Below are 25,177 nucleotides of genomic sequence, written 5' to 3' on the forward strand. Positions count from 1 at the left end.
CTGACCAGTAGCGCCACAAGCAATGATACGCACTGTATCAAATGATACTCCATGAATCAATTGATATTGTGCGTATCACTAAATTGCCAGTTCTTGTACAATTAGCGACCACATGAGGCAAAGCTTGCCCTCTTGATTTTTGAATGCTTCGGTCGGACAAATGCCTGAATTAAAAACCAAACATAAAGACACCATGGGACTTCGCCCTCAAAAATCTCGAGAAGCCCTACGCGCAGCTCTCCTTTCAGAACTTGGAGAAAGGACGTTTCAGGACATTACGGTAAAGGAGCTCACTGCGAATGCGCGGATCGGCTATGCCACCTTCTTCAGGCACTATGAAGGCCTCGATGAGTTATTAGTAGATGTCGCCAAAGAACAAATTGATAAAATGATTTATGACGTTCTACCGGTGATGGAACAGCAAGATACCCTGTCAGCCTGTAGAGCAATGTGTACATTCATTCATGACAATTGGGTAGTGTGGTCAATTCTGCTTACCGGCGGCGCCTCAGAATCCATTCGCCAGGAGTTGATGCAGCTATCTACCAATTATGCCGGACTACAAACGCAATTTTCGTCTACTCTACCTGACGACCTCGGTATTACCCTCTCAGTGAGCACAACTATCGAACTGCTCATTTGGTGGCTGAGACAAACTGAGCCTCGCCCCATAGAAGAGGTGGCACAGCTGATCAACGAAATAATACACACCCGATTGCTACAAAGCCGAAAGGCCTAAAACCACATACGAGACAGTAATAATGAAAAGAGTTTCGATCATCACAGGCGGCGCCGGTGGTATGGGTCTTGCCACTGCCAAAATACTCGGCTCAGATCACCGCCTAGTGCTCTGCGACCTAAATCAAAATCGTCTTGACCTCGCGGTACAGGAGCTGTCGGAGGCCGGTATCGAAGCGGTCGGAATCGTGACAGATGTCACTGATCGCAATTCCGTAAACGAACTAATAGTCCGCGCTCAGTCGCTAGGAAACCTAGTATCGCTTGTACACACCGCGGGAATCAGTCCGCAAATGGCAGATGCCGAACAAATTCTTCGTGTGAACGTGCTAGGGACTGTAAACATTGTAAATGCCATGTTTGACGCCGCTAGCGAAGGGTTTGTTTTAGTCAATGTGGCGTCTATGGCTGGACATATGCTGCCTGAATTCATGATCCCACGACGAACTTATCGCTATGCATTTTCAGATTCAGGAAAGCTGATAAAGAAGTTATTGCTGCGCTGCAAGCTGATGCCGACAGATTTCTATCGTCGCGGCATAGCCTACAGTATCAGCAAAAATTTCGTCATGTGGTTTAGCCGAGAGAACGCGGCGAGGTACGGCGTCAAAGGAGCCCGTATTCTCAGCATTTCACCTGGAATCTATGATACCGAAATGGGCAAACTCGAAGAACAAAGCGGCGGCGTAGACATTGCAATGAAATCCGCCGCGCTCAAGCGTGTAGGACGACCAGACGAAATAGCCGAACTCCTAGCATTTTGCGCAACCACTAAAGCAGGATATCTTACCGGCATTGATATTCTGGCTGACGGTGGCGTCATTGCCGGGAGGAAGTCCTAAGACAAGTAAAAGCTACTTCTCCGTTAGCACAAAAAACCGGCCACAAAATTTAATAACTTAGCCAACTCGACACGATGCTTACGCGCCTTTGATCGATAGCGAGAGATCAAGGGCGCTAATCGGTACGGGCCGGCACACATAATAACCTTGAACGCATTCGACACCAATTTCCCGCACGATATCAAAAGCCTCACGATGCTCAACACCCTCGACAATAACCTTTTTACCGAGGTTATGGCTCATTTCTACCATCGACCTTACTAGAATCTGATCGCTTTCCCGCTCGTGAATAAAGCGGATAAACGATTGATCAATTTTTATATAGTCTACCGGTAATTCACGAACGTACTCAAACGATGTGAACCCAATACCAAAATCATCCAAGGCAACCTTAGCACCTACGTTTTTAAAGTTGTTTAGCAATTTACGGGCAACACTAAGGTTCTCCAGCGCATCAGTTTCAACAACTTCAAAAATCAAACGCGCTGGATTCGCTCCAGTTCGACTAATCATATCGACTAGGCGGGCCTCAAAATCTGCCTGCTCCAAAGTAAACGCCGTTATATTAATACTAAGACCAACATGAATGCCTGAATCTTCCCATATTCGCTGCTGACGCATGGCTTTCTCCATAACCGAGAAATCCAGCTGCGGCATAAGGCCAGACTCAGCTGCAATACCAAGAAAATGCGCTGGCGAAATAAACTCACCCTCGCTATCGAGCATCCGCACCAAGCATTCACAGTGACTGATACTGTTCGACGCCAAATCGAGAATCGGCTGATAAAAAACCACCAGACGATTATCAGCCAACGCAGACTGCAACTGCTCCCTCATACGATATTTCATTTGCCGCTGCTGCTTGCTTGAGTCGCCCGACTCCGCCGCGTAATACAAACTGCCCTTTATCTTACTTTTTACTTTGGCCATGGTCGATGTTGAATTAGAAATTAACTCATCTATCCCGCTAAGGGACTCGTCGTAACAATCGACCACAATCGAGATACATATTTCTTCATGGATGTCATTGTGAATAAAGATATACCGCGCCAGCGATTCCAGGCTTAAATCTTTAACACTCTGGCCAGTGCTTTTAGCATGTTGGATGATGGCACAAAACTCGCCAGAACCCGTTCTCGCCAGCAAGCAATGATCAGGTAATACTTGCATCAGATATGCCGCCAAACTATTGAGTAAACAATCACCCGCGTCAAAGCCAAACCGATCGTTAAAAATAGCGAAATCATCGATATCAAACATGACCAACTCAATGTGATGGCTATCATGATATTTAGCGATAGCCTCACTTGCACTTTCTGTAAAGCTGCCGCGATTAAGCAAACCGGTGATACGATCATGTTGGCCAAGCCAATACAGACTCTGAGCGGTTTCTTTCCGCTCAGTAATATCAACCCCCATTGACAAAATGCGTGATTCACCATTTATTTGTAGACAGGAATGAGTCCATAAAAAATACAGTTTGTGACCGCTATCAGTAAAAAAGGCCATCTCCCCCTGCATCTTCTTACTAGTTGAATCGAAAATATTTGCCAAAGCACTAGACAAGGATTTGCTTGAGTGTTCATTTTTTACCCAATTATTGATATTCGCTGCTACCGGCGAACTCGATGATAAACCCGCCAGCTCTCGACCGAGTTTATTGATGTTATAAATCACACCATCGCGATCATGGATAACCACTACCAGCGGCGACGAGTCGAGTATCAATTCGTTAAACAGTTTAGCTTCCGTTAGTGCTTCAATTTTTAACCTAAGCTCATCCCGGTGCTGACTAACACTAGCGCTCATGTCTTCTAGTGAGTCGACAACTTCATTAACGGTGTACTGCAAAACATCAATTTCATCACTGAATTTTTTCTTAGCATTTGCTTTATTTAACTTCTTAGCATCACTAAACCGCCCCTTCGGTAATAGTGGCAACACCTCAGCTAATCTCATTACGCGGTTTAGAGATGGCTTCAAAATCAAAGCAATTAGCAACACAACAAGGACTAAAGTGATAACAGTAGAGAAAACGATGTCTTTTAGCGCTTGAATAATTAGCGCTCTAATATGACTTTGGTCTTGTAAAACTGCCGCGTAAGAAATGATATCGCCGTCGCTACTCAAGGGGAAAAACCGAGCGCTGTAAAGGCCGTTTAAGATCGAATCAAAAAATATATGATTGCCGTGAGAGCTATATTTACGTGACTTCAATATACCAACTAATACTGAGCTTATTATTTCAGCATTGCTGGCAACAAATACTTTATCAACAGCGAGCACATCACTTTCTTTACCAACCGAAAACAGAGCAATATCCGCCCCTGTGATTTCATAAAAATCTTGAATCAATAATGTCGCAGAGCGGTTAATATTAATTATTAGCTCACGTCCATCGTCCGCAATAACAGGAATAAATACACTTTGAAAACACTGCAATAGGCAGCTTAGGTTTGCATGAGGACGCTGCTCACGCCGTAAAATGTCCACGGCGTCGCTAATTTGCTTCTCACTCAAGTACTCATTTGAACCAGCTTGCTTGGAACTATTCAATATTGTTCCGGTGTTACTCAAGTAGTAGATCGATTCAATGCCAGATATCAAAGATGGTGCGAAAGCTTCACCATCATCAAGTTCATTTTCTGCGGGAACTCGCAGCTGATCTGCGAGCCGAAAGAGTTCATTGCTCGATCTTTGATGTATTGCGTGGAACGTCGCTTCCAGCTGCGATAAATCAAGCTCGACCTTCTCTCGCTGTGAATTAACGGTTTGAACAAAACTAAGGTATCCCCGCCCGCCCATCACCAGGGTTACAGCTAAAAAAAGCACAATACTTAACTTTCGCTGCAAGCCAAACGTAACTATCGGTGCAGTCGTCACCGAAGCACTGTCATTAATCGGCTCAGAGTTTTTCAGAATCGATACCCTATCATCACAGAAAAGATTTCAGTTCTTTCACTAATCGGCATATTGTCGACATTATCAACACCGGGAATACCAGACTGCCCTCTAATTCCGTAGACATCAATATCGACTATCCAACTTGGTGATGGTGTCCAGCGCGCACCAAACACAAGATGGTGACCATCTGTTTCGCTGCGATTATCTCGATCCAGCACGATGTACTCATAACGGCTAGTCAAGGTAAATTCCGGGCGAATACGATATTGCGCCTGCAGATACGCCGATTCAATTTCGTTGACCTCATTCCCTAGCGACGTCCTGAACTCAGTGCTTAATAAACTGTACTCTGCGGTGAAGGTCCAGGTTGCAAGGTTTTTTTGCGCAGAGAAAACATAACCACTGGCGTCGAGGGTAAGGTCCGAGAAAAAACTGGAATTTGAATGTAAATCCAGATGAACATTCAACATAGAGAACGCAAATTTACTGTCTCCGCCATTCCTGGAATGGAGAAGCTGCATAAATATAGGGGTCTTAAACTCAGCTTTGTGAACGAGCGATGCGCTGGCGCCAAATAAATTTCTCAGGATATCTGCCGAGAGACTCTTGTCCCGTCCAAGTGTGAAGTTAAAATTTGTCGAATTTTCATCCGAATCCCAATAACTGTAGAGCTGAATGCCATCGCTAGCAAAAAACAATTCGCGAAAGCCATTTCCCTCAAAATAAACTGCCTGCGGCATTAAAATGGTGGGACGAGTAAAAAGAACGTCGCGGGTATCATTGTACAAACCAAAGGCATTGCGAACGCGACCAAGCCGAAACCCTAGGCCTGACGCATCACTTTCAAAGGTTTTTATATCGGCGAATAAAAAATCTACCTTAACGTCACCATTATCGGTATTCCCAGCGTCGCGACTGATGATTTGACCTGCAAAATTCAGCGTGGGACTTGCCCTCCACGTGCTATTAATACCAGCCTCTCTGTAGTCAGTACTTCCCCTCAGGCTATTACCATAAAAGTTATTGCCATCACTGAGCAAATACCCCTGAGACAGGAAGCCGTGAAACTGCAAATCAGTATTTTCGTCAGCGCAACTCAGGCTCGAACCGATTAAGGCAGCGAGGAAAACCACTGCGGGTCGACAATATTTTCTATATGAATATCGCATCATTTTGTACTCGCTTCAGATTCTAGCTCTGAACTTTTCGGCGGGATTTTTTCAATAGATGGCATGCCTTTTTGAGTATCCACTGCGGCATAACCTATTGCCCCTGAGGTCGCATTAACCAGAGCAATGAGTTCTTCTTCACTTCCTACCGTCGTTGGCGGAATTCCGGTTCCACTAAACAGCAAGCGATCCCATTGTTCGCGGAGTACATAGGGATAGACTTTCAATACAGATTTACAAAACCGCTGATGAAGCCCGTGATTATCTGGAAGAACATATACCTTGATCGGTGCCTTGTTTTCCCAGCGCCGCTTACGTACGGCAAATATTGCCCGCAAATCTGCCAGTTTCAGTTCACCCGACCCGACATCCGCGTTCCTGATCACCATCACCCCGGCTTCATTAGCCTCACTGCTGACGACATCGGCATGGCTATAACTGCTAAATACCGTCGTAAGAATGAACAGCGCGGACAAATGCCATTGCCTCTTGGGGTGTTTTTTAGTCCTTTTTAAGGTGCGTGGATTGCTCAAAACATAGTCCCGCGGTGTCGACGACTCCATATCCCATACCCGTGCTATATTTCGCAAACACAAGGGGCACTTTCCTTATATAACGTCATCTGTGCAAAATACTTGAATGAATATCTTATTCGGTATTTACGCCGTCCTATCATGGAGGCAGGCCGAACTGTACTTAAATAGCGCGCTAGAGTTACGTGCCCTGAAACAGCCAAAACATGAAAGAGCGACGAGTTCTTTTACCCCAAAAGACATTAAACTCAACGAGCTTGGGCCCGCATCAAACCACCCACCAATCGCTTAGATCAGGCCCTTGGCACTAACTGGCACCATCCCAGCCTTAATCATCCCTTTCGTCGCTAGAGCCTCTCCTCTGGCCTTGCTAAGCTCACATTAATCTTTAAGCACAAATATCATAGTAGCTTATGCACGGCGTATTGCTAGCTGCTCCCGCAACTATTCACTAGCCCAGCGAGTCATCCAAGGCTAAACATGACAATAAGCAAAGGTTCCATCAATCAGCTTCGCATCAAAGACCTCTTTGCCGATATCCCGATTACTACTTACATGCCTCGCGTGTTAATTTACACTCCGATCTACCCCAAACACGGTTTGCGCATAAGACTTTATGACAGCACCTCCCCCAAACAACAATGCTCAAGAACTCGTTCTCATCGGCGGTGGTCACGCACACGTACAAGTACTGAAGTTGTGGGGCCGCAATCCAATCAAGGGCGTTAGCCTCACACTCATCTCACCACAACAACATACGCCCTACTCCGGCATGCTACCTGGACTTATTGCCGGTCATTATCAAATGAATGAAACGCATATAGATTTAGCGGAGCTATGCCACTTCGCAGGCGCGAAATTGATTCAAGGCAGCGTCAGCCAAATCGATCTGCACAATAAGGAATTACAGATTAGTAATGGCGCAACTGTAAAAGCATTTGATTGGCTGTCAATTAATAGCGGCATTACGCCCGATTTACATATCCCTGGCACAACGGAGTTCGCCACAGCTGTAAAGCCAATCAGCGAGCTCTATCCGCGCTGGCAACACATACTGCAAGAGCTAGACAATGCAAATACCAAACAGTCCATCGCTATCGTTGGCGGGGGTGCAGCGGGGGTCGAGCTGGTCCTAGCCATGCGTCATGCTATTTCTGAGCGCCAGTCGATCTCCGCTCCAGTGACACTTCATCTGGTGTTTCGTGGCAACCACGCCCTAAAGGGCTTTCCCCGCCGAATTCGCAAGCGCTGCGAGACTGCCTTGGAAAAGGCGAATATCCATCGTCACAGAAACTGCCATGTTTCAAAACTCAGCAAAGGCGAAATTCACTGCACAGGGACAAAGCCGATTCCAGCTGACTTCATCGTTTTATGCACCCACGCAGCCGCACCTAGCTGGCCGAAAACTTCAGGTTTAGCAACGGACATCAACGGTTTCATATCACTTGACGATACCCTGCAATCGCGCAGTCACCCCTACGTGTTTGCGGCGGGAGATATCGCGCAGCAAACACGTCACCCGCGCCCGCACGCGGGGGTGTTCGCAGTTCGACAAGGCCCCGCGCTGTTCAACAACTTACAACGGGCACTGCAAGGCTTGCCGCTGCAGCCCCATCACCCACAGCGGAATTTTTTGAGTATTCTTGCCCTAGGCGGAAAGTCAGCTATTGCTTATCGACGGTTTTGGCCCGTTATTCAGGGCAAATGGGTATGGCGGTGGAAGGATTCCATCGACAGACGATTTATGGCTCGGTTTTCTCAACAAAAATAATATAAAGACAGCACTGATAGCGGAGTCGCGACCTAGCGCCCGTTAAGAAAAATATCGTTCTGTCTTTGCCATTTTATAATCAGAAAATAATCAAGCTAGCAAATACAAACAATCCCAAACCACTGATCAACAAGGTTTTGCGCTTATACATTGGTGACATCCATCCCAAATATAGGCCGCTGAGCATGATCAACACTAAACCTAGGGCAAATATTTTTTCAAATAAAACATATATTTTAGAACCATGACCTTTGTGGAGTTCCATCATCGCTGCCTGCAAATCAGGATTAGCGACCTCAACATCAACACCCGACTCAGTCTGCCTCAGGGTATAGTTTTGTCGGCTAGATGGGCGAGTATAAAAATTATCGCCGCGCACCCGGACCTCTTCTACCCGAGTGCGAATATTGAGCGCTGCTAGGACTGCAACAACATCACTGCTTAACGTGTGACTACTAGCATCTAGTCTGGCACCGGCAACATGACCGACTTCAGTTCGGATCACTTCACCTTCGTAATCTAACAGATACAAACCACCGGACACGGCCATGATAATGACGACGGGAGAAAAGAAAGCAGCAAGATAGAGGTGGATAGAAACAAATAGTTTGCGCGACATCGGGCAGTGCTCATAGCGGTAAAAACAGCCGAGAATTATCCTTGTTTATACCGATAATTACAGCCGCAATGTGCTTTTAATTTCATTTATTAGAAGCGCAAGCTAATCAAATCCACACTTTCAGGATGCTGGCATAAAACGTCACCGAAGCCCAGCGTAGAAAAAGATGCGACAATGTGTCGCACTCAAAGCTCGTCGCTATTAGCAAGACCCGAGTATACTTATTATCATTTAACTAGCATTGAATAGATTCATGGTCGCCATAGCAAAACAAAACGGGAGCTTAAACCCAAACACAGCTAACTTACGTGGCCTTTGCATCATTCGCAGCCTGGTCATCGCCGGTCAGTTTGCGGCGGTATTTTACGCAGAGGCGCAGCTCGGCTGGCTGCTTCCCTATGTCACGCTTAAATTGCTGCTTGCTGCAATTTCGGTATTTGCGGCCTTCAGCTGGTGGCGCAGTTTTCGCAGCTGGCCGGTGACGGATATCGAGTTATTTGTCCACTTATGCGTAGATACTATTGGCTTTAGTGCCGTGCTTTATTTCTCTGGTGGCGCCAACAACCCTTTTATTTCCTATTTACTAGTGCCACTGTGCATTTCTGCCGCAACCCTGCCATGGGCCTATGCATGGACACTAAGCATACTCGCCTGTGCGGCCTATAGTTTACTGCTATTTTTCTATATCCCTTTAGAAGCGGTATCACCACTCAACCACCAGCACGGTGCATCGCCCAACACTCACATACTTGGCATGTGGGCAAGCTTCCTGGTTAGTGCGCTACTGATTAGCTACTTTGTTTTCAAAATGGCTCACCGCTTGCGCCAGCGCGAAAACGAGTTGGCACGCAGCCGCGAACATCGTCTGCAAGATGAACAAATGCTCGCGGTTGCCACTCTCGCCGCCGGGACCGCCCATGAACTCGGCACGCCGCTATCAACGATGAAAGTGATACTGGAAGATTTAGCAGAGCAGAAAAGCGCTGAAGACGCAGACGACATTCTCTTATTAGAACAGCAGCTCGATCACTGCAAAGACATTTTAAACAAGTTAGTTAGCACCGCCCGCGATCTAAGTGAGGGCGAAGTTATTTCTATTACCGCAGGCGATTATTTAACTGAAATAACTGAACGCTGGCAGATATTGCGCCCCGCGTGCGAACTGAAAACGTCAATCAGCGGTGACACTACATCGCTGCTGATACAACTCGATGGCACAGTTAGCCAAGCAATTTTGAATTTATTAAATAATGCTGCCGATGTTAGTCCCAGCGATATTTATTTGGAATTAAGACATACCAGTAGCAAGCTCATATTCTCTATCGAAGATCGCGGTCCTGGGCTCAGCCCTGAACAGGCAGCTATGTTCACCAAGGCATTTGTTAGCACGAAAGGGAAAGGTCGCGGCTTGGGTTTATTCCTCAGCCATGCCACCGCCAATCGCTATGGCGGCACATTAAGTTGGCAGCAGCGGGAAGGCGGTGGCAGCCAAGTGGAGTTAAAATTACCGCTGGATAAAATACAGAGGCCAGCATGAATCACAGCTTAGAAAAATTTTTGCTTGTTGATGACGATATCACCTTTAGTACAACACTAAGTCGTTCACTAAAACGTCGAGGCTACGCCGTAGAAGTGGCTCACAGTGTCGAGGAGGCATTACAGCGATGTGAAGACTTTACTCCAGACAAAGCCGTTATCGATTTAAAGTTAGAAACCCGTTCAGGGCTAAACCTTATTCCCCTGCTGCGCAAACGCTTTCCCCATTTGCGAATGATCGTCCTGACCGGCTACTCCAGCATAGCCACCACCGTCGACGCCATCAAAATGGGGGCCGACAACTATTTGCAAAAACCTGCCGGTACCAGAGAAATCCTCGCCGCCTTTGACGACCACCCGACCCAAGATGAAACGCCCACAGAGACGCTCAGCCCGCCTTCTTTAGATAGAATCGAGTGGGAACATATTCAACGTGTGCTGGCAGAAAACGACGGTAATATCTCGGAAACCGCACGCCAACTCGGCATGCATCGACGAACCTTACAGCGCAAATTGCAAAAGCGGCCCGCAAAGAACTAATAATTTTGCGCCAAGCCGAACAAGGCAAAAAAAAACCGCCTTGCTAGCAAGGCGGTTTTTGGAGAAAGCTACGTAGCTTTATTCACTTGTTTCTACACCTGGGTCGACTTCGATAACCCGGACATTGCCAGACATAGCATTGGCGATTACTAAATAGGCTTTACTATCCAAGAAAAACACCGCCGTACCGTCGGCGCCGAAATCCTTTGTCACTCCAGGACTGTTGTCAAAACGATTATTCACATATTGAATAAACTGCACACCCAATGGTGAGGTGATATCGTAAACCGCAATACCGCCAGTGCGCTCTAAACTCACAAACGCGTATATGCGATTTAAACTGGATAATAGAGAAATACTTTTGGGCTTAGCGCCGCTCTCGTCACTACCCTGATCGAGATCATTAAAGCCATTATTCGGAAGGTTTTGGGTGATTTTCGCCAGATCAGCACCGGAGTCGTACATCAATTTTCCGTCTTCGCTCCAGATGGAAAACGAACGCGCACCAAAAGCTGTTATCTCGTCAATATCACCGTCGTTGTCCGTGTCACCAGCTTCACTACTGATAAACAAACGACCTAGCTGGCTGCTGTTCTGAGCGGCAAACGCACTTGGGTTAGCTGCATCGATCTCTGCGGCATTTCCGAAACCATCAGCGTCTTGCGCGCGAACGGCTTCATTAAAGGCGGAGTTTGCTCGAACCTTCCCGTCGTTGGCGGTAACAAAGTAGTTTTTATTTCCGAAGCGGTAAGCGGCAATACCATCGGGCTGATACATCCCGTAAACACCACTCCAGGTTCGAATATCAATATTACCGTCGTCATTAACGTCTAGCTCATTACCAGCTACGCCAAAATCCTTACGACCAAGCGGGATAATACGATCAATACTCAGTCCTGCAATATCAATGACGGCAACCGCATTATTTTCCTGAAGAGTTACAAACAATTTATTGTTGTCGAGGGAAACCGCAATATGCTCCGGCTCCAAATCTTGTGCCACAGACGGGTTGTTTGCACCATAAATTCGCACACCAGCTGGCAAAGTTTTACTGCCACCCACATTGAAATCTTCAAACCCGATGGTCGTCAATACTGGCGTATCAACACCGTCTGAGATATCGATAATAGTCACTGAACCAACAGGGTCGACGCTGTAATCATCACTGGGGACACCTTCATTGGCTACGGCAATGATCGTCGACAGGGCGTCGAAAATGATCATCTTGGGTGCGGCACCTACGGTATACGTGGTTACCAAACTCAGATCGTCAAGATCGTATAAAGCGAGAATACCATTGGCCTGCGGGTTAATATTATTAATCGCCACTGCGACATAGCCGCCGCCAATGGTAACCCACTTCGGCGCATCGATACTGATGCCAGCATCATTGGCTGCAGCCACAAGATTGAGCTCGGTACTATTTGCCGGTGGCGTTAGAGGCTCAGAGATATCCCATACATCGACAGAATTACTCTGATTATTGACAACAAACATTTGCTCACTAGCACTATCGGCAACCACCGACGTCGCCGCATTGGAACCGAAATTACTGTCGCCCCGCATATAAGATGCGGAATTGGCGTAATCTAGGGAAGGTTCTAGCGGCGCGGACGATTGCACAACAAATGAACCTATTGGCAATACTTTAGCAATGCTTGCATCATCATAAATGCCGTACTGGTTATCGTTCAGCAGTACTGCAAAATTAGAATCCAACAGTGCCATGCCTTCAATATTTTCGGCCAGCGGCTCAATATTGTCTGGCAGCGGCATCGTCAGCGAATCAAAGCCAAGCTGCTTAGTAACAAACTTAATACCTGAAGGATTCTCCTGCTCCTCCACACTTGGCGAAATACCAAAAGTATCCGCGCTGGTACCAAGAATATTGGTGGCATTTACTAGATTGATTCGAAAATATTTACTCACTGTCTTAGCTTGTTCAACCACCACCAAGTAATCTTCAGCGAGCGCAATGGCCTCATTAATAGTCACTTCACTTTGGGCAAGAAAATCGCCATTGCCATCGAGGTCACCGCTATTATCTGACTTGATACCGTAGTTCGAGCTCGGATCTAGTCGATATAGATACTCCCCCACCATTGCATTCGGCGTGCCGTCACTATTAAGCTCGATCTTACCGATTCGCACATTTCGCGAACTTTCCGCGGTAGCGCTGTCAGGGTTTTCCAGCGGGCTTTGCATAATGAAATACAAAAATTTGTTATCTGGGCTTAAGGCCAAAGCCTCAATACCACGATCTATTTTACGACGGGAAAAAATCGCCGGTAAAATTGCATCACTAACGGTGTAATTGGCGCCACCTAGATCGAAGGCAGAACCCGCTGGCACTTGCCGCTGTAAAACCCGACCATCAACATCGACCAGCAGCAAACTAGGGCCGTTTTCTTCGGCAATCCAAAATTTACCATTGTCGAGTTGAACAATCGCCTCTGGATCGACACCGCTTGGGCTTGGCTGCAACTCTATCCCGCTTGGGCCAAAGGCCTTCTCATTGCTCGCATTGCTAAAGCTATTGGGCAGACCATTAAGCTCAACACCGTTGCTACCACCCTTCAAGGTAATCACTTCGGTTTGTTCAAGCTTCAATGCGGTACCGATACCACTAAGCTGCCACTTGATGATTTTAGGGACATAAGCAGGGATCGCAAATATAGATCCGCTGTTACCACCGCAGAAATTGGCAACGCCAATAGCTGCCTGGCTGTCGGCACAGTCGATAGTTGGACCACGATCACTAATTGTGTAAAACACATCATTAGATCCATTTAATGGCCGAAAAGCACCGCTGCCATAGTTTTCTGTCAGGCTCAAAGTATCACCGCCAGCAAAAGACACCGTCGTCAAACTTTCAGTAATATTAAACTGTCTAGAATTAGGTTCTGTGCCGCTAAATCCCCGGGACCTATTACCGTCGCCGCTACAGGCTGCAATTGCCGTGATACCAATGGCTAGCGACAGAACCTGAAGCCTACGTGCGTACATCTGCGGTTCAAAAAAAGTCATCAATAACGTCCCATTTTGCAAATTCAGCCGATGCGCGACCGGCATCGAAACTTAAGCGTAAGAACAGGAGAGCCCAATCCCTACTGTTTCTTTAATCTTCATTAAAAGCAGAAAGGGGCTGCGTCGCCCCTTTATACTTGCAGCTCTTACAGCTGCGAGCGGCCTTTATTCGCAGCGATTCGCAGGCGCAGCGCATTAAGCTTGATAAAACCTTCTGCATCTTTTTGATTGTAGGCGCCGGCATCATCTTCAAAGGTAGCAATTGCTTCGTCGAACAGCGAATTATCTGATTTCCGACCCACTACGACCACATTACCCTTATAGAGTTTCAAGCGAACAACACCGTTCACGAAAGCCTGCGACTCATCGATTGCAGCTTGCAGCATACGGCGCTCAGGGCTAAACCAGTAACCGTTATAAATCAATTTTGCGTAACGGGGCATTAGCTCATCTTTCAAATGCGCGGCCTCACGATCTAGCGTGATTGACTCCATGGCGCGATGCGCACGCAGCATAATTGTGCCGCCTGGGGTTTCATAGCAGCCCCGCGACTTCATGCCAACATAGCGGTTTTCAACCAAATCTAAACGACCAATACCGTTGTCACCACCGATTTTATTAAGCGTTTCTAACATGGTCGCTGGGCTCAATGCTTCGCCATTCAAGGTCACTGGGTCGCCGTTTTCATAGCCGAGTTCAATATACGTTGGCGTATCCGGTGCCGCCTCAGGGCTAACACTCCAGCGCCACATATCTTCCTCCGGCTCCCAGTACGGGTCTTCCAAATTGCCGCCCTCGTAGGAGATATGCAGCAAGTTGGCGTCCATTGAATAAGGAGACTTTTTCTTTTTACCGGCAAAATCGACCGGGATATTGCGCTCGGCACAATAGGCCATCAAGGTTTCACGAGACGTCAAGTCCCACTCACGCCATGGTGCAATTACCTTAATACCGGGTTTGAGCGAGTATGCACCCAACTCAAAACGGACCTGATCGTTGCCCTTGCCGGTTGCGCCGTGCGAAATCGCATCCGCACCCGTTTCATTGGCAATTTCGATCAAGCGTTTGGCGATCAGCGGGCGGGCAATAGAGGTACCCAGCAAATACTCGCCTTCATATATCGCATTAGCACGAAACATGGGATACACAAAATCACGAACATACTCTTCACGAAGGTCGTCGATGTAAATTTCCTGGACACCCAGTGCCTTAGCCTTTGCTCGGGCAGGTTCCACTTCTTCGCCCTGGCCGATATCGGCGGTAAACGTGACCACCTCACACTTATAGGTATCCTGTAGCCACCTGACAATAACCGAGGTATCGAGGCCACCTGAATAGGCCAACACAACCTTGTTGATATCCGACATTACACACTCCGCTGAAGCCCCGTAAAACGCCACGCCTACGGGATGAAAAAGACCGCCATTTTACCGATCTTTACGCCGCCGCGCCATGCCGCGTTGCAAGACGTGAAATATAGTCAAAATCAATCTGCAAACCGGCAATAAAAGCTATTGACGTGGAGGCCATCAGCGGAAAAAAATAGCGACCATTGCAAACCGCCACGGAAGCCCCCCTAGCAGTGTTAGAAATCATTGATGTTTCGCGCCGTTTTGGCGACTTTGTGGCCTTAGACAAGGTGAGCTTGCACATTGAAGCGGGTGAGTTCTTTACCCTGCTCGGCCCGTCAGGCTGCGGCAAAACCACGCTACTGCGACTCATTGCCGGCTTTGATCAAGCAGACAACGGCGAGATTTTACTCGACGGCAAATCTCTTACTGCGCTGACGCCGGAACAACGCCCAGTCCATACGGTATTCCAAAGCTACGCACTGTTTCCGCATATGACCGTGGCGGAAAATATCGCCTTTCCACTGCGGATGGCCAAAAAAGCCAAACCCGTCATTGATGCGATGGTGCGCGAAATCCTTGAGGATGTGCGCCTACCCGATAAGGCAAACCACTACCCCGATGAGCTTTCCGGCGGCCAAAAGCAGCGTATCGCTATCGCCCGCGCTCTGGTAAATCGCCCAAGGCTTCTGCTACTAGACGAACCGCTGTCGGCACTGGATGCAAAATTACGAGAGCAAATGCAGATTGAGCTTATTAACCTGCAAAAAGAAATTGGCATCACCTTTGTTTACGTAACCCACGACCAAGGCGAGGCACTAGCACTGTCGCACCGCATTGCCGTGATGAACAAAGGGGAAATCAGCCAAATTGACGAGCCCTCTGTGCTCTACAGCTGCCCAGACAACCGCTTTGTAGCAGATTTTATTGGCCAATGTAATTTACTCGATGCCACCGTCGTTGCGACCGGCGAAAAAAATCTGCGCATAGCAATTAAGGGGCTAGGCGAACTCGATGTTTGCACAAATCCTGAAATAGAATTTTTAGCAGGCGACAACTGCGCCCTCACCCTTCGACCAGAGAAAATCAGGTTGGCGGCTCAGCTTGTCGCTGACGACAACGAGGTATTGTTTAGCGGCCAGGTCCACGACATGTTGTATTTAGGCGACGTCACGGTTTACATCATCGAACTCGCCAACGGCGTATTAATTGAAGCCATGCTAGCCAATGACGCACCGGGTCGCACTAGACTCTTCGATACCGGTGACGCCGTGCAAATTGCCTGGCGCACTGACGCCGGCCACTTGGTACGCTGACTAGTGAGCACTTTCTTCACCGCCGCCCTAAACCGAGCTGAACGACTCAGCCGCATTTTACTGTCCCTGCCACCGGGACTTTATTTGCTACTGTTTTTTGCCGTCCCCAGCCTAATGATGCTATTCGCCTCATTTCGATTCTCGGGTGAATACGGTGGCTTAGCGCCTTGGTATTACATTGACGACGGCGGCATTACCCTCGACCTCACACTGGAGAACTGGCAGCGCCTATTTGAGACCGACATTTACCTTAGCTTACTGATTAAGTCGCTGGCCTACGCACTCGTAACAACCTTAATCTGCGTGCTAATGGCGTATCCAATTGCCTTAATGATTGCGCGCAGTCAAAAGCGCTATCGCGATTTATTGCTACTGCTCGTCATACTCCCATTCTGGAGCAATTTTTTAGTGCGCATATACGCGTGGATGATTATTTTCAGCCCACAAGGTGCACTCACTGCTGCATTGAACGCCGTTACAAGCAGCTTCGGGCTAGAGCCTATTTCCCTCATGTTTAGCAGCACGGCGGTCATTGTCTGCCTAGTTTATGTCCACTTGCCCTTCATGATTCTGCCCTTGTATGCCAATTTAGAAAAGCACGACCATCGCTTGCTAGATGCGGCACAAGACCTCGGCGCCAATCGATTTCAATGTTTTTGGTTAATTACCTGGCCGCTCTCTCTACCCGGCATTTATGCCGGCGCCGTGTTGGTATTTATTCCGTCACTGGGGATTTTTGCCATTCCCGATCTGCTCGGCGGCACCGACGGCATCATGATTGGCAATGTCATTAAGCAGCAGTTTGTTGAATCCCGCGACTGGCCATTTGGCAGTGTACTTTCCTTAGTCCTCACCGCAATCACGCTTGTACTGGTGCTAGTTGCGGCCAAGTTGGGCAGTCCAGCTGGAGAAAACAATGGCAAGAAATAGCGCCTATCCAAGCAAGTTTCTGATCGCCGCCGGCAGCCTGGTATATTTATTTCTATATGTGCCGTTGGCCGTCGTGGTGCTGTTTTCCTTTAACGACTCAAAACTCAACGCCGAGTGGGTCGGCTTTACTTGGAAGTGGTACCACAAGCTATTTCAGAACGGAGATATTCTTCACGCTGCGGCAAACTCTCTTATCATAGCCACAATCAGCGCCTTGCTGGCGACCGTGCTAGGCACATTGGCCGGACTCTCTATTTACCGTTTCCGCCAAAAATGGTTGTCGGCACTAGTACTTGGGCCCATCGCCATGCCCGATATTTTAATCGGGGTAAGCCTGCTGCTAATGTTCATCCTCTTCAATGCCACGCTGGGGATGACCTCAATCATTCTCGCCCATGTTAGTTTCTGTATCGGCTTTGTCGCGCTGGCGGTGCAATCTCGGCTATCCGGCATGGACCAAAGCCTAGTGGAAGCTGCCCGCGATCTCGGGGCAACGCCACTACAAGCGTTTCGCCTGGTCACTTTACCCCTGTTAAAGCCCGGCATTATCGCTGGCGGCATGATGGCATTTACACTTTCTATTGACGATTTTGTAATTACGTTTTTTACTGCAGGGGTTGGCAGCTCAACGTTGCCATTGGAGATCTATTCCATGGTGAAAATTGCTGTCACTCCTGAAGTCAACGCGGTGTCCACCTTGCTTATGCTGGTGACGCTGGTACTGATCACCGCGCTTTCCCGAATCTCACCAATGGTGTTGAGAAACTAAGCCGCTATACCCTTTACCTAACCCTTATATAAAGGATGCTACCGTGAAAAAGATACTGTGCTGTTTTGTGCTGTTCGTTTCGCAATTTGCTATGGCCGAGAAAGCGTTACACTTGTTTAATTGGAACGACTATATCGCCGAAGATACTGTCACCCGTTTTGAAGAACAATGCGGCTGCAAAGTAGTGCAAGACTACTTCTCAGCCACCGAAGAAATGATGGCAAAGCTGCTGGCTGGCGCCGGTGATTACGACGTGGTTATTCCCACCCAAAATGCCGTTGAGGCGCTGGTAAAACAGGGCTTTTTGCTACCACTAGATAAAAGTAAGCTGAGCAACCTTGGCAATACCGCCAAGGGCTTTTTAGATAAAGCTTATGACCCAGGCAACGTCTACTCACTGCCTTACGCATTCACCACCACGCTAATTGGCTACAACGAAGAAAAAATTGCTGAGCTAGGGATTGACCCAAGTGACTGGTCGATTATTTTTGACCCAGCGGTATTGGAGAAAATAAAGGGTAAAGTCACCGTTATGGATGATTCGGAAGAGTTATTCGGCGCGGCGCTTAAATACCTGGGCTACTCGATTAATGACAACGACGAAAAACACCTAAAAGAAGCGCAGGCTTTGATATTAAAAGCCAAACCCTACTGGGCTGCGTTTAACTCATCAAGCTATATAAAAGAGCTAACCGTTGGCAATATTTGGGTTGCTCACGGCTACTCTAGCGATATGTTCCAGGCTCGCGTCGATGCCGCGGACGCTGGCCGTGACTTCAGCGTGAACTTTGTACTGCCAAAACAAGGCGCAGTGTTGGCCTTGGACAATATGGTTATTCCGAAAAAAGCCCGTAGCCCTGAATTAGCGCTGCAATTCATTAACTTTATGATGGCACCAGAAAACGCCGCCGAACTGACCAATGTCGTCGGTACCGGCAATCCCAACGCTGCTGCCACACCGTTTATCGAGCCCGAGATTTTAAAAATCTCTGCTATTTTCCCCAACGACGAAGTACAAAAGACCCTAGAAACAGTGGCTGCACGCAATGCAAAACAACGCCGCTTAATCAACAAACTATGGACAGAGATTAAAGTTCGCTAAACAGAGAGTATTGCTGACTTTGCATAATTATCGACATGCTCTATGATTGAAACAGGTGCGCCAGATGGTGCACCTGCACAATTACTCTTAAACACTTCATCTTGAAAAGGATTTTTACGATGAAATACTTTCTTTGCCGTTTCACGGCACCTCGTTTTTTATTCGCCCTACTGTTGTCACTCGCTTTCTTTAATAGCGCGAACGCAATGGATATCAATACCGCCAGTGCCGAAGAGCTACAAACCTTGAAGGGAGTTGGCCCTAAACGCGCCGAGGCCATTATTCGCTACCGCGAAGAAAAAGGCCCCATTCGCAGTGCCGATGATTTATTGAAGGTTCCCGGTGTGGGCGACAGTATCCTCACGGCCAATGGCGATGAATTGACCTTCAGCGCCGCCAAATCGACACCACCTCCCAAGTAAAGCCACCACACCGGCATAAACACCCGCCGTTCCAGCGCGGCAGGTGTTTATACACCCTGCAAATTACTGTAGCATTCTCGATCTAAGATCACGCCTCCAAAAGCCGACCCAAAACGGGTGACCGGTGGACGCTAGCACTAAGGCTCAGCATGCAAACCCTAGAAATCACCCGCCCCGACGACTGGCATATACATTTGCGAGACGGCGAGGTATTACGCCATACCGTAGCAGACGCGAGCCGCTATTTCGGCCGCGTGATCGTCATGCCAAATTTAACGCCTCCGGTACGTAATCTTGCCGAAGCAACAGCATATCGGCAGCGTATAGAGCAAGCTCTCCCATCCACTGGCAATAGGCTTCAGCCTTTGATGGTGCTTTATCTCACCGACAATACCCAACCTGGCGACATTGCCGCCGCGGCGGCCTCAGACGTGGTCTACGCTGCAAAACTTTACCCCGCCGGCGCAACGACCAATTCAGACTCCGGTGTTACCAACATCGAAAAGCTCTATCCGGTGCTAGAAAGCATGGAAAAACACGGTTTACCGCTGCTTGTTCACGGCGAAGTCACCGACGCCGAGATCGATATTTTTGATCGTGAAGCGCAATTCATCGATCGTTATCTACGCCAAATCTGTAAGCAATTTCCAGCACTTAAACTAGTTCTCGAACACATTACGACCGCTGACGCGGTTCAGTTTGTCAGCGAGTCTGGAGATAATGTTGCGGCGACCATCACCGCCCACCACTTACTGTACAATCGCAATCACATGCTGGCCGGCGGCATTCGCCCGCACTACTACTGCCTGCCCATTCTTAAGCGGAACACACATCAGCAAGCACTTATTGCCGCGGCAAGCTCTGGCAGCCCTAAATTTTTCCTGGGCACTGATTCTGCTCCACATGCCCGCAATCGCAAGGAAACAAGCTGCGGCTGCGCTGGCTGCTATACCGCCTACGCAGCAATTGAACTTTACGCCGAAGCCTTTGAAACAGCAGGAAAACTCGACAAACTCGAAGCTTTCGCCAGCTTTTACGGCCCCGATTTTTACGGTTTGCCCCGCAATAGTGACTCAATTATTTTGCAGAAAAAAAGTTGGATCGCGCCGGAGCAACTTCCGCTCGGCACCGACACCATTTACCCACTACGTGGCGGTGAACAACTGCACTGGCAGCTAGCCTGAGACTATTATGGATTTCAGCGATGAAAAATCGATGATTGCGCAACGCTTTAGAGGCTTCCTACCGGTGGTTATTGACGTCGAGACAGGCGGCTTCAACTGCCAAACCGACGCGGTTCTCGAAATAGCCGCTACGTTTTTACGCATGGATGACTCTGGCCAGTTAGAGCCCGACGACACCGTGAGCTACCACGTCGAACCTTTCGAAGGCGCAAATTTAGAACCCGCCGCCCTTGAATTTACCGGCATTGATCCCCATAACCCACTACGACAGGCACAAAAAGAAGTGACTGTAATGGGCGAACTAATGAAGCGAATTCGCCAACAAGTAAAAGCTAATGGGTGCACCCGTGCGGTGCTGGTGGGACACAATGCGCACTTCGATCTCGGCTTTGTATTGGCCGCCATTGAGCGCAGCAATATCAAACGTAATCCCTTCCATCCCTTTTCGGTAATGGACACCGCGAGTCTTTCGGGACTTGCCTACGGCCATACCGTGTTAGCTAGAGCTTGTCAGTTAGCCGATATTGACTTCAACAATAGCGAAGCTCACAGCGCTGCTTACGATGCCTTTAAAACCGCCGAATTATTTTGCCAGATCGTCAATCGCTGGCAGCAATTAGGCGGCTGGCGTTGGCCCTGATTTTGCTGGATTAATTCAAGACCAACAGCGAAATGTCAGCGCAACATCATGTAAATCAGCTGCAACATTTAACCGTTTTACCACACAAAACCATACTCAGGAGAGAATCACATGGCTTTTGAACTACCTGCTCTACCCTACGCAAAAGACGCGCTAGAGCCGCATATTTCTGCCGAAACCCTCGACTTCCACCACGGCAAACACCACAACGCCTACCTGACCAAATTAAACGAACTAGTGCCAGGCAGCGAGTACGAGGGTAAATCACTCGAAGACATCATCAAGACGTCTAGCGGCGTTTTATTTAACCAAGCCGCCCAAGTTTGGAACCACACTTTTTATTGGAATAGCCTAAGCCCAAATGGCGGCGGCGCTCCAACTGGCGACCTAGCTGCAGCTATCGATAAGGCGTTTGGTTCTTTTGACGAATTCAAAACCGCATTCAACGGCAAAGCAGTCGGCAACTTTGGCTCAGGCTGGACATGGCTTGTTAAAAACACCGATGGCAGCTTAGAAATCGTTAATACCGATGATGCTGACACCCCAATTGCCCGCGAAGGTCAAACTCCACTATTTACAGCCGACGTATGGGAACACGCCTACTACATCGACTACCGCAATGCCCGCCCAAAATACTTGGAAGGCTTTTGGAATTTGGTGAACTGGGAATTTGCAGCTAAAAACTTCGCTTAGTAGCGAAATTTAGTCAGACGTCTGAGGTCGGGCGTTGGACGAAAAAAGCCCGGTGCGCGTATCGCACCGGGCTTTTTTTATGCTCTGTTAGCGGGAGATGCTTGACGGGAGACGGAGAACGCTAATTCGTTCGTCCGACTTCCGACACCAGACTTCCGACCAGCGCCTATTAGCGTCTCCCGCCTCCCATCCAGCGTAAAAAAAACCCGCCACACCTTTCGATGCAGCGGGTTTTTACGTCAGACGTCTGACACCAGACTATCTCATCACAGCTTATCTGAATTCTCAGCCAAGTAAGCAGCAACGCCATCTGGAGAGGCATTCATGCCCTTATCGCCTTTATTCCAGCCAGCTGGGCATACTTCGCCATGCTCTTCGTGGAACTGTAGTGCTTCAACCAGACGCACCAATTCATCCACATTGCGGCCAAGAGGCAGATCGTTGATCAACTGTGAGCGAACCAAACCAGCTTTGTCGATCAAGAACGCGCCACGGAATGCAACACCACCTTCAGCTTCAACATCGTAAGCGCGGCAAATGTCGTGACGAACGTCAGCGGCCATCGTGTAAGTCACTGGGCCAATACCGCCGTCTTTGATCGCCGTGTTACGCCATGCATTGTGGGTAAACTGTGAGTCGATAGACACACTGATGACTTCTACACCCAGCTCACGGAATTTATCCATGCGGTGATCTAATGCGATCAGCTCTGATGGGCACACAAATGTGAAGTCCAGTGGGTAGAAGAACAACAACGCATATTTGCCTTTAGCAGCTTCGCTCAATGTGAAGCTATCAACAATTTCACCATTGCCAAGCACTGCTGCGCATGTGAAGTCTGGAGCTGGCTTGCCTACAAGAACACCCATGTAAAACACCTCTGATTAGTAGTTGAAAAGAAACTTTCACTCATTAGTTATCTCGCCTGTACAACGAGGCAATACTTCTAGTGTGTGACGGTTTCTTATGTTTATAAAACGACAAGGAATGCCGAAAAAACTCAGTTTAGATCGGCAATCATACACGCCACCTTCGGCCAATCCCATTGAATTTTCATATCGATACCATAGCTATTCACTATTGAAAGCAGAATAAATCGTCGGCGAAATCTTAATTGACAAGCATTCTCATTTGCATTATCGTTGCCATTAGATTTCGAACTCAGTGAGATTTAAAATAGAATGTACGTTTGTCTCTGTAAAGGTATTACCGATAAGCACATACGCGACGCTGTAGATAGCGGCGCAGGTAGCTTTCGTGAGGTTCGTCGCCAACTTGAATTAGCCAGCCAATGCGGAAAATGTGGTTCGCTCGCTCGCGATATATACGACAGCTATCTCAATAGCTATGACGAGAATCTGTGTTATGCAGCGGCGTAACGCAACTGATAACGATTAGCTTTACTCTTCTCCATATACCTTATAAATCAATTACTTAGCTTGACTTTCAGACCTTTCTGCAAGCACACTTATCGCTCGCATATAGCTAATCGCAGAAAGGACAGCAATCATGAAAGGTGACAGCAAGGTTATTGCCTACCTCAACAAAGCCCTCGGCAATGAACTCGTAGCGATTAACCAATATTTTCTCCACTCTCGGATGTTCAAAGACTGGGGATTGAAAGAGCTAGCCGACTACGAATATCATGAATCTATCGACGAAATGAAACACGCCGATAAGCTCATCGAACGAATCCTCTTTTTAGAAGGTCTGCCTAATCTACAAGATCTCGGCAAATTACTGATTGGCGAAAACACCAAGGAAATGCTGGAGTGTGACCTTAGCCTCGAGCTAAAGGCCGTCCCCGACCTCAAGGACGGTATTAAATATTGCGAATCGGTTGGCGACTATATAAGCCGCGAGCTAATGGAAGACATTTTAGAATCTGAAGAAGAACACATCGACTGGCTGGAAACTCAGCTAAGCCTTATCGACAAAGTGGGAATCCAGAATTACCAGCAATCCATGATGGGCAGCATTGGCAGCTAAGCTATTTTTACGCCCCTTCGCTGGGGCGTATTCTGATTTTAAGCGCGCCTTAATGCGTCGCCCTCAAAATGGACCCCATCCCAGCCTTTACGCATAAAATTACGAATGTTGGCGTGATCACTTCCGCTAGGATTCGCTAGCACATCTTGCGTATAAAAATCGCCAAAGGCATTTAGCGTGGCCTGCTGACCCAAATGATGTAAAAGTCCAAATGCAAAAATCTTACACGATCCGTTATTTGTGCCGGCAGCGTTCTTTTGCTCACCGTTAGAAAATGCGGTGGGAGTGAATACATACTCCGCATCAATCACCGCAATAACGTCAGCAAATGGCTGCGGTGCGATATTTAGTTTTGCTATAAGCTGTTCGGTGGTCATCGTTCATCCTATTCAAATGGCTGTCAAAGTCTCCCTTCATTATACCGAGCAAATTGGGTAAGTAAGACCATCAATTACCAGACAAAAAAATACCGGAACGAGTCCGGTATTATCATTAAGTGTTACTACACTAGGTTTGCGTCTTTACTTAGTGCCTATCGCTGACCTTGACGCGTGTATTCCAGTAATTCGCATTGTGTTTTTGACGATCGTTTAGGTTTCCGTGCCCCTGATGATCATTATTACCTTGGTAACGACGATCATGGTTATCACGAGCGAAGCGGTCAGCCCGATTATCGTGCTTATCATGGCCGTACTTTTTGCCATTATTGTGTTTCTTGTCTTGGTAATAGTAGTTTTTGCCGTGGCTGGTATGAACGTCAGTATAGACATGCTGATTTCGATACCCGCCGTTATTGTAGCTATAACTGTTGCCGTAACGATTATAGTGCGAATTATCACGATAACTCACCTGATGACCACAGCGCCTGTCGTGCACATGGCCATGGCGATAATGTCGATCATCTTTATTTGAGTCGTGCGCGGCGTACAATACCGCCGCACCAATCATGATTGCGGCCGCCGTCTCTATGCCGTCTGCATGAGCCTGTTTAGGCGACACCGCCACCGCGGCGATCAGCAGCACGGTCAGCGCAAGGTTACGGATCAACGCAGGGCTTCCAATATCTAGTGCTTTAGTATTTGTCATCATCGTTTCTCCTTTGTG

24 protein-coding genes are annotated in these 25,177 nt (G+C 47.9%); 15 read left to right on the top strand and 9 right to left on the bottom strand.

Annotation, left to right across the window (positions count from 1 at the left end; all coding sequences use genetic code 11):
• The first annotated feature begins 160 nt into the window (after nt 1-160).
• Nucleotides 161-739 (top strand): TetR/AcrR family transcriptional regulator, encoded by a 579-nt coding sequence (locus KXJ70_RS06280; protein ID WP_219042571.1) that lies wholly within the window; start codon nt 161-163, stop codon nt 737-739.
• 22 nt (nt 740-761) lie between these two features.
• Nucleotides 762-1,580: an SDR family oxidoreductase gene (locus KXJ70_RS06285; RefSeq protein WP_219042572.1), complete on the top strand. Its 819-nt coding sequence runs from the start codon at nt 762-764 to the stop codon at nt 1,578-1,580.
• A gap of 78 nt (nt 1,581-1,658) precedes the next feature.
• Here KXJ70_RS06285 and KXJ70_RS19540 read toward each other — a convergent pair whose 3' ends face one another.
• From KXJ70_RS19540 to KXJ70_RS06300, 3 genes are all read right to left on the bottom strand, one after another.
• Nucleotides 1,659-4,412, bottom strand: a complete 2,754-nt coding sequence (locus tag KXJ70_RS19540) for a putative bifunctional diguanylate cyclase/phosphodiesterase (RefSeq protein WP_219042573.1) — start codon at nt 4,410-4,412, stop codon at nt 1,659-1,661.
• 83 nt (nt 4,413-4,495) lie between these two features.
• Complete coding sequence (locus KXJ70_RS06295; RefSeq protein ID WP_219042574.1) at nt 4,496-5,656, bottom strand: TonB-dependent receptor; 1,161 nt, start codon at nt 5,654-5,656, stop codon at nt 4,496-4,498.
• Complete coding sequence (locus KXJ70_RS06300; protein WP_219042575.1) at nt 5,653-6,186, bottom strand: type 2 periplasmic-binding domain-containing protein; 534 nt, start codon at nt 6,184-6,186, stop codon at nt 5,653-5,655. Before KXJ70_RS06300 ends, KXJ70_RS06295 begins: the two co-directional genes overlap by 4 nt.
• Nucleotides 6,187-6,802: 616 nt before the next feature.
• Between KXJ70_RS06300 and KXJ70_RS06305 the strand changes: the two genes are divergently transcribed.
• Nucleotides 6,803-7,957 carry an FAD-dependent oxidoreductase gene (locus tag KXJ70_RS06305; protein WP_219042576.1) on the top strand — a complete coding sequence of 385 codons (1,155 nt, stop codon included), beginning with the start codon at nt 6,803-6,805 and terminating at the stop codon, nt 7,955-7,957.
• A gap of 79 nt (nt 7,958-8,036) precedes the next feature.
• Here KXJ70_RS06305 and KXJ70_RS06310 read toward each other — a convergent pair whose 3' ends face one another.
• Nucleotides 8,037-8,576, bottom strand: coding sequence for a PepSY-associated TM helix domain-containing protein (locus KXJ70_RS06310; protein WP_219042577.1), 540 nt, complete (start codon nt 8,574-8,576; stop codon nt 8,037-8,039).
• Nucleotides 8,577-8,829: 253 nt separating this feature from the next.
• Between KXJ70_RS06310 and KXJ70_RS06315 the strand changes: the two genes are divergently transcribed.
• Both KXJ70_RS06315 and KXJ70_RS06320 read left to right on the top strand, forming a co-directional pair.
• Nucleotides 8,830-10,113, top strand: a complete 1,284-nt coding sequence (locus KXJ70_RS06315; protein WP_219042578.1) for an ATP-binding protein — start codon at nt 8,830-8,832, stop codon at nt 10,111-10,113.
• Entirely contained in the window at nt 10,110-10,652 is a 543-nt protein-coding gene (locus KXJ70_RS06320; protein ID WP_219042579.1) for a response regulator transcription factor, read from the top strand. Before KXJ70_RS06315 ends, KXJ70_RS06320 begins: the two co-directional genes overlap by 4 nt.
• A 78-nt stretch (nt 10,653-10,730) precedes the next feature.
• Here the strand turns inward: KXJ70_RS06320 and KXJ70_RS06325 are convergent, their stop codons facing one another.
• Nucleotides 10,731-13,679 (bottom strand): choice-of-anchor I family protein, encoded by a 2,949-nt coding sequence (locus KXJ70_RS06325; RefSeq protein ID WP_219042580.1) that lies wholly within the window; start codon nt 13,677-13,679, stop codon nt 10,731-10,733.
• A gap of 146 nt (nt 13,680-13,825) precedes the next feature.
• Nucleotides 13,826-15,046, bottom strand: a complete 1,221-nt coding sequence (locus KXJ70_RS06330) for an argininosuccinate synthase (protein WP_219042581.1) — start codon at nt 15,044-15,046, stop codon at nt 13,826-13,828.
• A gap of 215 nt (nt 15,047-15,261) precedes the next feature.
• Here KXJ70_RS06330 and KXJ70_RS06335 point away from each other — a divergent pair, with 215 nt between their 5' ends.
• The 8 genes from KXJ70_RS06335 to KXJ70_RS06370 all read left to right on the top strand — a co-directional run bounded on the left by KXJ70_RS06335 (nt 15,262) and on the right by KXJ70_RS06370 (nt 22,084).
• On the top strand, nt 15,262-16,344 hold the full coding sequence (locus KXJ70_RS06335) for an ABC transporter ATP-binding protein (RefSeq protein ID WP_219042582.1): 1,083 nt from the start codon (nt 15,262-15,264) through the stop codon (nt 16,342-16,344).
• 3 nt (nt 16,345-16,347) lie between these two features.
• Nucleotides 16,348-17,274: an ABC transporter permease gene (locus tag KXJ70_RS06340; RefSeq protein ID WP_219042583.1), complete on the top strand. Its 927-nt coding sequence runs from the start codon at nt 16,348-16,350 to the stop codon at nt 17,272-17,274.
• Entirely contained in the window at nt 17,261-18,043 is a 783-nt protein-coding gene (locus KXJ70_RS06345) for an ABC transporter permease (protein WP_219042584.1), read from the top strand. Before KXJ70_RS06340 ends, KXJ70_RS06345 begins: the two co-directional genes overlap by 14 nt.
• A gap of 43 nt (nt 18,044-18,086) precedes the next feature.
• Nucleotides 18,087-19,145, top strand: a complete 1,059-nt coding sequence (locus tag KXJ70_RS06350; RefSeq protein WP_219042585.1) for a polyamine ABC transporter substrate-binding protein — start codon at nt 18,087-18,089, stop codon at nt 19,143-19,145.
• A 119-nt stretch (nt 19,146-19,264) separates the two neighbouring features.
• The gene (locus tag KXJ70_RS06355) at nt 19,265-19,567 is read left to right on the top strand and encodes a ComEA family DNA-binding protein (RefSeq protein WP_219042586.1); all 303 of its coding nucleotides are present in this window, start codon (nt 19,265-19,267) and stop codon (nt 19,565-19,567) included.
• Nucleotides 19,568-19,716: 149 nt separating this feature from the next.
• Nucleotides 19,717-20,751, top strand: a complete 1,035-nt coding sequence (gene pyrC, locus KXJ70_RS06360; RefSeq protein WP_219042587.1) for a dihydroorotase — start codon at nt 19,717-19,719, stop codon at nt 20,749-20,751.
• A gap of 7 nt (nt 20,752-20,758) precedes the next feature.
• Nucleotides 20,759-21,391 carry a ribonuclease T gene (rnt, locus tag KXJ70_RS06365; RefSeq protein ID WP_219042588.1) on the top strand — a complete coding sequence of 211 codons (633 nt, stop codon included), beginning with the start codon at nt 20,759-20,761 and terminating at the stop codon, nt 21,389-21,391.
• Between the two features lie 111 nt (nt 21,392-21,502).
• Nucleotides 21,503-22,084 carry a superoxide dismutase gene (locus KXJ70_RS06370; RefSeq protein ID WP_219042589.1) on the top strand — a complete coding sequence of 194 codons (582 nt, stop codon included), beginning with the start codon at nt 21,503-21,505 and terminating at the stop codon, nt 22,082-22,084.
• A gap of 266 nt (nt 22,085-22,350) precedes the next feature.
• Here KXJ70_RS06370 and KXJ70_RS06375 read toward each other — a convergent pair whose 3' ends face one another.
• Nucleotides 22,351-22,953: a peroxiredoxin gene (locus tag KXJ70_RS06375; RefSeq protein WP_219042590.1), complete on the bottom strand. Its 603-nt coding sequence runs from the start codon at nt 22,951-22,953 to the stop codon at nt 22,351-22,353.
• Between the two features lie 312 nt (nt 22,954-23,265).
• Here KXJ70_RS06375 and KXJ70_RS06380 point away from each other — a divergent pair, with 312 nt between their 5' ends.
• The gene (locus KXJ70_RS06380; protein WP_219042591.1) at nt 23,266-23,463 is read left to right on the top strand and encodes a bacterioferritin-associated ferredoxin; all 198 of its coding nucleotides are present in this window, start codon (nt 23,266-23,268) and stop codon (nt 23,461-23,463) included.
• 130 nt (nt 23,464-23,593) lie between these two features.
• On the top strand, nt 23,594-24,073 hold the full coding sequence (bfr, locus tag KXJ70_RS06385; protein WP_219042592.1) for a bacterioferritin: 480 nt from the start codon (nt 23,594-23,596) through the stop codon (nt 24,071-24,073).
• A gap of 38 nt (nt 24,074-24,111) precedes the next feature.
• Here bfr and KXJ70_RS06390 read toward each other — a convergent pair whose 3' ends face one another.
• Nucleotides 24,112-24,450 carry a HopJ type III effector protein gene (locus KXJ70_RS06390; protein ID WP_219042593.1) on the bottom strand — a complete coding sequence of 113 codons (339 nt, stop codon included), beginning with the start codon at nt 24,448-24,450 and terminating at the stop codon, nt 24,112-24,114.
• A gap of 148 nt (nt 24,451-24,598) precedes the next feature.
• A complete protein-coding gene (locus KXJ70_RS06395; RefSeq protein ID WP_219042594.1) occupies nt 24,599-25,162 on the bottom strand; it encodes a hypothetical protein in 564 nt (187 codons plus the stop codon).
• Nucleotides 25,163-25,177: the final 15 nt, after the last annotated feature.

Source organism: Zhongshania aquimaris (assembly GCF_019312595.1).
Classification (GTDB): Bacteria; Pseudomonadota; Gammaproteobacteria; order Pseudomonadales; family Spongiibacteraceae; genus Spongiibacter; species Spongiibacter aquimaris.

Excerpts from the sequence above, each read along its gene's own strand:
- KXJ70_RS06285 (WP_219042572.1), top strand. The coding sequence starts at position 762 with ATGAAAAGAGTTTCGATCATCACAGGCGGCGCCGGTGGTATGGGTCTT.
- KXJ70_RS06370 (WP_219042589.1), top strand. The coding sequence starts at position 21,503 with ATGGCTTTTGAACTACCTGCTCTACCCTACGCAAAAGACGCGCTAGAG.
- KXJ70_RS06345 (WP_219042584.1), top strand. The coding sequence starts at position 17,261 with ATGGCAAGAAATAGCGCCTATCCAAGCAAGTTTCTGATCGCCGCCGGC.
- KXJ70_RS06390 (WP_219042593.1), bottom strand. The coding sequence starts at position 24,450 with ATGACCACCGAACAGCTTATAGCAAAACTAAATATCGCACCGCAGCCA.
- KXJ70_RS06310 (WP_219042577.1), bottom strand. The coding sequence starts at position 8,576 with ATGTCGCGCAAACTATTTGTTTCTATCCACCTCTATCTTGCTGCTTTC.
- KXJ70_RS06325 (WP_219042580.1), bottom strand. The coding sequence starts at position 13,679 with ATGACTTTTTTTGAACCGCAGATGTACGCACGTAGGCTTCAGGTTCTG.
- KXJ70_RS06380 (WP_219042591.1), top strand. The coding sequence starts at position 23,266 with ATGTACGTTTGTCTCTGTAAAGGTATTACCGATAAGCACATACGCGAC.
- pyrC (WP_219042587.1), top strand. The coding sequence starts at position 19,717 with ATGCAAACCCTAGAAATCACCCGCCCCGACGACTGGCATATACATTTG.
- KXJ70_RS06295 (WP_219042574.1), bottom strand. The coding sequence starts at position 5,656 with ATGATGCGATATTCATATAGAAAATATTGTCGACCCGCAGTGGTTTTC.
- KXJ70_RS06320 (WP_219042579.1), top strand. The coding sequence starts at position 10,110 with ATGAATCACAGCTTAGAAAAATTTTTGCTTGTTGATGACGATATCACC.
- KXJ70_RS06375 (WP_219042590.1), bottom strand. The coding sequence starts at position 22,953 with ATGGGTGTTCTTGTAGGCAAGCCAGCTCCAGACTTCACATGCGCAGCA.
- KXJ70_RS06315 (WP_219042578.1), top strand. The coding sequence starts at position 8,830 with ATGGTCGCCATAGCAAAACAAAACGGGAGCTTAAACCCAAACACAGCT.
- KXJ70_RS06280 (WP_219042571.1), top strand. The coding sequence starts at position 161 with ATGCCTGAATTAAAAACCAAACATAAAGACACCATGGGACTTCGCCCT.
- rnt (WP_219042588.1), top strand. The coding sequence starts at position 20,759 with ATGGATTTCAGCGATGAAAAATCGATGATTGCGCAACGCTTTAGAGGC.
- bfr (WP_219042592.1), top strand. The coding sequence starts at position 23,594 with ATGAAAGGTGACAGCAAGGTTATTGCCTACCTCAACAAAGCCCTCGGC.
- KXJ70_RS06330 (WP_219042581.1), bottom strand. The coding sequence starts at position 15,046 with ATGTCGGATATCAACAAGGTTGTGTTGGCCTATTCAGGTGGCCTCGAT.
- KXJ70_RS06395 (WP_219042594.1), bottom strand. The coding sequence starts at position 25,162 with ATGATGACAAATACTAAAGCACTAGATATTGGAAGCCCTGCGTTGATC.
- KXJ70_RS06305 (WP_219042576.1), top strand. The coding sequence starts at position 6,803 with ATGACAGCACCTCCCCCAAACAACAATGCTCAAGAACTCGTTCTCATC.
- KXJ70_RS06355 (WP_219042586.1), top strand. The coding sequence starts at position 19,265 with ATGAAATACTTTCTTTGCCGTTTCACGGCACCTCGTTTTTTATTCGCC.